The 6,809-nt window shown below is 49.2% G+C and carries 5 protein-coding genes; 3 read left to right on the top strand and 2 right to left on the bottom strand.

All coding sequences use genetic code 11. The annotated features are described in order from the left end of the window. Positions 1-201: 201 nt before the first annotated feature. Complete coding sequence (locus tag VIM87_RS30830; protein ID WP_332000706.1) at positions 202-1,077, bottom strand: M23 family metallopeptidase; 876 nt, start codon at positions 1,075-1,077, stop codon at positions 202-204. Positions 1,078-1,270: 193 nt separating this feature from the next. Here VIM87_RS30830 and VIM87_RS30825 point away from each other — a divergent pair, with 193 nt between their 5' ends. Both VIM87_RS30825 and VIM87_RS30820 read left to right on the top strand, forming a co-directional pair. Beyond that, positions 1,271-2,821 (top strand): acyl-CoA mutase large subunit family protein, encoded by a 1,551-nt coding sequence (locus VIM87_RS30825; protein ID WP_332000705.1) that lies wholly within the window; start codon positions 1,271-1,273, stop codon positions 2,819-2,821. Between the two features lie 265 nt (positions 2,822-3,086). Continuing rightward, positions 3,087-3,986, top strand: coding sequence for a class I SAM-dependent methyltransferase (locus tag VIM87_RS30820; protein WP_332000704.1), 900 nt, complete (start codon positions 3,087-3,089; stop codon positions 3,984-3,986). 263 nt (positions 3,987-4,249) lie between these two features. On the opposite strand, the gene VIM87_RS30815 is transcribed toward VIM87_RS30820, so the two are convergent. Beyond that, positions 4,250-5,074: a M57 family metalloprotease gene (locus tag VIM87_RS30815; RefSeq protein ID WP_332000703.1), complete on the bottom strand. Its 825-nt coding sequence runs from the start codon at positions 5,072-5,074 to the stop codon at positions 4,250-4,252. 447 nt (positions 5,075-5,521) lie between these two features. Here VIM87_RS30815 and VIM87_RS30810 point away from each other — a divergent pair. Next, a partial coding sequence (locus tag VIM87_RS30810; RefSeq protein WP_332000702.1) for a S8 family serine peptidase occupies positions 5,522-6,809 on the top strand: 1,288 nt, incomplete at its 3' end.

Here is a 6,809-nt window from a genome sequence, read left to right as displayed (position 1 = left end):
AAAGAGCTGAACCGCCCTATACTGGAAGCTTTCCTGCAGGCCGGAGAATCGCCATCAGAGCTGGCCAGCCAGATATTGAACGGGGAAGCGAAGAAAATCATGAGATAATATGCAAATGTGCAGATGTGCAAATATGCAGATGTGCAAATGATCAATGCCGCATTTTTTCATTTGACATTTGCATATTTGCATATCTGCACATCATTTTTTCACCATATTCACCCGTTTCGGGCGTATCACTTCATACAACAGGTATCCTCTTCCGTTAAAGGAAATATATAAGGGCTCGCCCATATACCAGGGCGTATCTTTATTGGTTTTGGCATGCGCCTGAATATGCAGGTGCGGTTCAGAGCTGAAACCGGAATTACCTACGCAGCCCAGCGCCTGCCCCTGCTGCACCCATTCATTTTCATGTACCACCACGCTGCCTTTTTTCATATGTGCCAGGAAGATGTAGCTGGAATCAGTTTCCAGCAGTACCTGGTTGGTATTTTGCGGACCGCGGTCCATGTTAGGCGGAATGTTATCCGGATTATCGCTGTAGGCCCGCAGCACACGGCCGCTGCAGGGCGCATAAATAGTGTCGTTGAATATTTCATAATCTTCCAGCCGGCTGCTGAACACTTTGTTGGCGCGGCCGCCCCAGCTGTTGAGCTTTACGATGTCCATTGCATAAATGGCGCCCCGCAGGCTAAAGTGGAACAGGTTGGTAGGCAGGCCTTTACCTCCCTGCAATACAAAATAGCGGCCTGTTTTCAGCGGAAAGGCCAGCTCTACCCGCTTTTGCTTTAAGCCGGTGGTGCCGGTGAAATAGGTGATACATAAAAAGCCCAGAATGCCCACCCATAATAAAGACATGGCTCTTTTCCAGGCCTGCGGCGGCCGGACATTTGGTTTTTTACTGCGTACCAGCGCGGACGCCAGGCATAATAACAGCAGCACACCAAACACATACTTGGCATGTACCGTGAGGTACACCCAGGTGCCATACAGGTAAATGAACAAACCAAGGGAGAGTGCCAGCAACCCCTGGGACCAGCCATAGCGGAAGGATTTTCCGGTGGCCCTAAACATGAAATACAGGCTTAATAACGCTAATGCCAGGCTAAGTGACAGGATTCCGTAAATGAACATATAATCAATGTGCAGATATGCAAATGTGCCAATGTGCAGGCAAATTAATAAAATCCGGCGCATTAACACATTTTCCTTCATCATTTGCACATCTGCATATTTGCACATCTGCACATTTTATGTAACATTGTTTATGGAAAAACACGTTACAGATGCCGGTATCACCATACAACCGGTATATACGCAACCGGTAGCTATGCAGGAATTACCGGGACAGTTCCCCTTCACCCGCGGCATACACGCCTCCATGTACCGCGACAAGCTCTGGACCATGCGGCAGTACGCAGGTTTCAGCACCGCAGAAGCATCCAACCAAAGATATCATTATCTCCTGCAACAAGGCGTTATGGGTTTAAGCGTGGCCTTTGACCTGCCTACCCAGATAGGATACGATTCCGATCACCCGATGGCGGAAGGCGAAGTAGGTAAAGTAGGCGTGGCTATTGATTCCCTGGAAGACATGGAGCGTTTATTCAAAGGCATTACACTGGAACAGATCTCTACCTCCATGACCATCAATGCCACCGGTTTTATCTTATTAGCGCTCTATATAGCCCTGGCAAAAAAACAGGGAGCAGACCTGAAGAAAATATCCGGCACCATACAGAATGATATACTCAAAGAGTATGCCGCCAGGGGCACTTTTATTTATCCGCCCCAACCTTCCATGCGGCTGATCACCGATATTTTTGCCTATTGCAGTAAAGAGGTGCCTAAATGGAACACCATTTCCATCAGCGGGTACCACATCCGCGAAGCCGGCGCAAATGCTGTGCAGGAGCTGGCCTTTACCCTCTCTAACGGCAAGGCATATCTGAAGGCTGCGCTGGATAAGGGGCTGGATATAAATGTGTTTGCCCAGCGCCTCTCCTTCTTTTTTAATGCCCACAACCATTTGTTTGAGGAGGTGGCCAAGTTCCGGGCAGCACGCCGCATGTGGGCCAACATCACCCAATCACTGGGTGCAACAGATGCAAAGGCGCAAATGCTGCGCTTCCATACCCAAACCGGGGGCAGCACCTTAACGGCGCAGCAGCCGCATAACAATATTGTGCGGGTAGCCGTGCAAACGCTGGCGGCCACACTGGGCGGCACCCAATCACTGCATACCAATGGTTTTGACGAAGCCCTTTCCCTGCCTACTGAAGAAGCGGCCCGTATTGCGCTGCGCACGCAGCAGATCATAGGTTATGAAAGCGGCGTGGCTGATACCGTAGATCCGCTGGCAGGCTCGTACTACGTGGAAGCGCTGACCAATGAGATGGAAACCCGCGCCTGGGAGCTAATGGGGAAGATAGATGCCATGGGCGGCGCCGTAAGCGCCATAGAGCAGGGTTTTGTGCAGGAGGAAATTGCCCGCAGCGCCTACCAGTACCAGCAGCAGATAGAACGGGGCGAAAAGGTGATCGTGGGAATGAATAAGTTCACCATGGAGGATACCGGCTCGCCGGAGATATTCCGGATAGACGACAGCATCCGCAAAGTACAAAGCGACCGGCTGGCGGAGCTGCGCGCCAAACGGGATAACGGACAGGTACAGCTTTTGCTGCAACAACTGGAAACCGCAGCCCGCGGCAGCGATAACCTGATGCCGCTGGTAGTAACAGCGGTGGAAAATTACTGCACCCTGGGAGAGATTGCGGATACGCTGAGAAAGGTGTGGGGAGAATATCGCGGGAATTAGGTAATTAATAATGAAGAATTAATAATTAATACAGGGCGCGAAGATGGTTACGAATTGAATGCGGCGGAGATTAGGAAATGTGGGGATTGATGGGATTTGAAGCTGAGGGCTTTGCTTTGAGCTTTGTGCTTTATGCGTTGTACTTTCACCTTTATGCTTTGTGCTTTCAGCTTTTTGCTTTATGCTTTGAGCCTTTTGCTTTCAGCTTTCAGCTTTACTTTTTATTTTTGCGCATCCAACAGGAGACCGTAAACAGAAAACTTGCATGAGTTTAATCTACTATAACAGCTGCCCGCTTTGCGGCTCGTCCAACATCAGAGAGGTACTTACCGCACAGGATTATACCGTATCGGGGGAAAAGTTTGAGGTATGGCAATGCGGCCAGTGTACCGGACGTTTCACACAAAATGTACCTACCAGCAGCCGTATTGGCCGCTACTACCAATCGCAGGAATATATTAGTCATTCAGAAACCCGCAAGGGCCTGATCAATCGTTTATACCACAGCGTTAGAAAGATCACCTTACGCTCTAAAGCCAACTGGGTAAAAGCCGCTACCGGCCTTAAACAGGGCGAGCTGCTGGATATTGGTTCCGGCACGGGCGCTTTCCTGCATTATATGCAGCAGAACGGCTGGAAAGCCAGCGGCCTGGAACCGGATGAACAGGCCCGGGAGAATGCACAAAAGATCTATAAAGTAACGGCGCAGCCGGTGGAGCAGCTGTTTTCCCTGCCGCCGGCCAGCTTTGACGCTATTACCATGTGGCATGTGCTGGAGCATGTGCATGAAGTACATGCCTACCTGCAGCAGATCGGCACTTTATTAAAGCCGGAAGGCGCTGCGCTGATAGCAGTGCCCAACTACACTTCCCCGGATGCAGCCCATTATGGCCCGGCCTGGGCAGCGTATGATGTGCCGCGCCACCTGTACCACTTCTCCCCTGCTGCCATGCAGCGATTACTGGAACAGCATAACCTGAAGATCGTGAAAAAACACCCCATGGTGTTTGATGCGTTTTATGTAAGCCTGCTGAGCGAGAAATACAAAACCGGCCGCAGCCGCCTGGTAGCGGGCGGCTGGAACGGATTTCTTTCTTACCGCAAAGCGCTGAAGGAAACGGATAGGTGTAGTTCGATTGTGTATGAATGTAAGCTGAAAGCATAAAGGATAAAGCAGAAAGGATAAAGCAGAAAGCTGATCGAAGCGTATGGATACGAGGCGATCAGCTTTTTGCTTTCTGCTAAATCAAAACGCTGATTGCCGGGAATAGTTCCGCAATCAGCGTTTTGATTTATACTATGCATATTTAATTAAGGCGTTTAGCGTTCAGCCTTTAGCGTTTAGCCTTTAGCATTCGGCTTTATGCTTTATGCTTTATGCTTTGTGCTTTATGCTTTATGCTTTGTGCTTTGTGCTTTATGCTGCGATTAATACAAGTAATTCAACGCAATGATGTCGTTTGCATTAAAAGTACGGTTGCCGCCGTTAGAGCAGGCCAGCATCCAGGAAGCTGCATCGGGACCGGAAGGCGTACCGGGGATGCGTACAGCGCCTACACCGGCAGAACCTTCGTTACCACCGCTGCCGCAGCTGTAAGCACGGTTCATATAATCAGTATGACGGAAACCAATGCAATGGCCAATTTCATGCTGTATTACGGAACCTACGTAGTTTACATTCGGGTTGGAACCGTATGCTGCTGCATTGGTGTTCATGCTGATAGAGCTATACGGATTGCCGCTGCTGGTGGGGAAACCGGAAGAACCCAGTGTAATAAAACCACCGCTGGGGCCCTGGTTAAAACCACTGATGGTGATGTTGGCAGAACCGCTGGTAACGCGGCGGAAAGTGAGCTGCAAGCCTTGTGCGTTGTAGCGGGAAATAGCCAGGTCAGTGCCATCAATAAAGGGTTGGGTTAAACCGGTTACGCGGATGGTGATCACGCGGGGTAAGCCGGTTACAAGGTTGTTGGTGCGGTACTGTTCTACCTCTGCAATGCGCAGGTTAGGAGAAGAGGATACAGCTGCCAGCTCCTGTTCGCTCAGCAGAATGTCGCCTTCTACCAGGTAACCGCCTGTTACTTTGTGTACATCGGCTGTGCTGAAACCTTTGTTGCTGATCTTTTGCAGCACATCCTGGGAGATCTTTTGATTTTGTTGTTGTTCTGTGCCCGCATTGTCCTTCTGACAGGAAATAAACAATGCGCCTGCCATCAGGCAGCCCATGAGGCTACGGGTTACTTGTTTGAACATAAATGTGGATTTTGGGTTTTGGATATTTGATTGATTTGCTCATGCATAGTATACCTGTGTTTAATAGCATAGCTATAGCGGCTGCAAAATATGCAGGCACTAAAGGGATAATGTAAAAACCTGTGAATAATGAAAGCTAAAAAGTGAAGGAAAAACGGTTCCTGCACTTACAGTTAAGTTTCAATTTTCACCAATAAAAATTCCGGAAATTAATGCTCCGGGTTTAACAGATCTTGCTCTAATAAAATTTGTGCTAAAACGTGCTGGTTCAGATTTTGCTTGTTTTCAATTTAGATCCTGGTTGTGCCGGTTCGTTCTTCTTCTACTTTCAATATTACAACATTAGCATAATTTAAAAAAAACATTTTCAGCCCTGTTTATAAAAAATTGGGATGCTGCTTTAATTGCATTAGTTTTATTATGCACACTGCAATTATATTCCGTTACATGACACACATCATTGCCAGATCAGTATGGATGCTGCTGTTCCTCTATGCCCACCAATCATTACAGGCCCGGCAAGCCGCTGGTAATGATACCTTATTGCAACGGTATGGGGTTTTACCAGCTGCTAAAACCGTACAAGACAGCAGCCATAAATCCGTTTTTTACCTGGTAAAGTTTCGCGTATATCCCGGTGTTTCTTCTTTGCAGTCATATGGTATTGTAAAAACCATTAACCGCTTTTATTACATCCTGCAACAACCGGTTACGGATACCTCCTTATTGCGCAAGGTAGTGTATACTTATACTGCCAATGATAACTGGAAATGCAGTGAAGGATTGTTACAGCGGCTTGAAAAGCTGCGCCCGGCCGACAGCCTGGCCCTGCAGGTACAGCTGGACAGCAGCGGGCAGCAACCCGCCTATTGCAGGGTACAGCGGGTATTGGCCGGCCGCTTTGTGGTAGTAAAAGTAAAACAGGCCGACTGGCAGCGCTTTATATCGCAACCCGTGATCCGTTTTGCAGATGCTTTGCGCAGGCCTAAAACAGAGATCATTATTCCCAGTAATGATATGACCCTGAACCGGGTAAGCACCGTGCAGCAATTGTACCCTAACCTGCAGGGGCAAAACATGACGGTATCCATCAAAGAAAATATTTTTGATACTACAGATACGGACCTTACCGGCCGGTACACAGACGGAGGTATAGCAGCTACCCAGGTTGATATACATGCCACTATTATGGCTACCATTATTGCCGGAGCGGGCAATACCGGCCCGGAAGGCATGGGTGCTGCTGTACGGGCGCGTTTAACATCCTCTGATTTTAATACCTCGCTTTTACCGGATGATGCAGCCTTGTACGGGCAGCTGCATGTGCGTGTGCAAAACCATTCCTACGGTACGGGCATAGAAAACTATTATGGCGCAGAAGCCGTAGCCTACGATGAGCAAGCGGTTAGCATGGATACGCTGCTGCATGTATTTTCTTCCGGTAATGACGGTAACCAGGCGCCCACAGATGGCGTGTACAGCGGTATAGCCGGCGTAGCCAATCTTTCCGGCACCTACAAACAGGCCAAGAATGTGCTGGTAGCCGGTGGTACGGACGGTGAAAATAACCTGCCGGCGCTTAGCGCCAAAGGCCCGGCTTACGACGGACGTGTAAAACCGGAGCTGGTGGCATATGGGCTGGATGGCACCTCCAACGCAGCGGCGCTTACCAGCGGCATAGCCACCCTGGTGCAGGACGCTTATATACAGCAACATGGCAAAACGCCGGCAGCTG

This window comes from Chitinophaga sp. (genome assembly GCF_036569125.1).
GTDB lineage: Bacteria > Bacteroidota > Bacteroidia > Chitinophagales > Chitinophagaceae > Chitinophaga.
The sequence above is the reverse complement of the archived record's forward strand: the minus strand, read 5'-3'. Positions and strand labels throughout refer to the sequence as shown.

Coding starts and splice junctions, on each gene's coding strand:
- VIM87_RS30830 (WP_332000706.1), bottom strand. CDS start 1,077: ATGTTTAGGGCCACCGGAAAATCCTTCCGCTATGGCTGGTCCCAGGGG.
- VIM87_RS30825 (WP_332000705.1), top strand. CDS start 1,271: ATGGAAAAACACGTTACAGATGCCGGTATCACCATACAACCGGTATAT.
- VIM87_RS30820 (WP_332000704.1), top strand. CDS start 3,087: ATGAGTTTAATCTACTATAACAGCTGCCCGCTTTGCGGCTCGTCCAAC.
- VIM87_RS30815 (WP_332000703.1), bottom strand. CDS start 5,074: ATGTTCAAACAAGTAACCCGTAGCCTCATGGGCTGCCTGATGGCAGGC.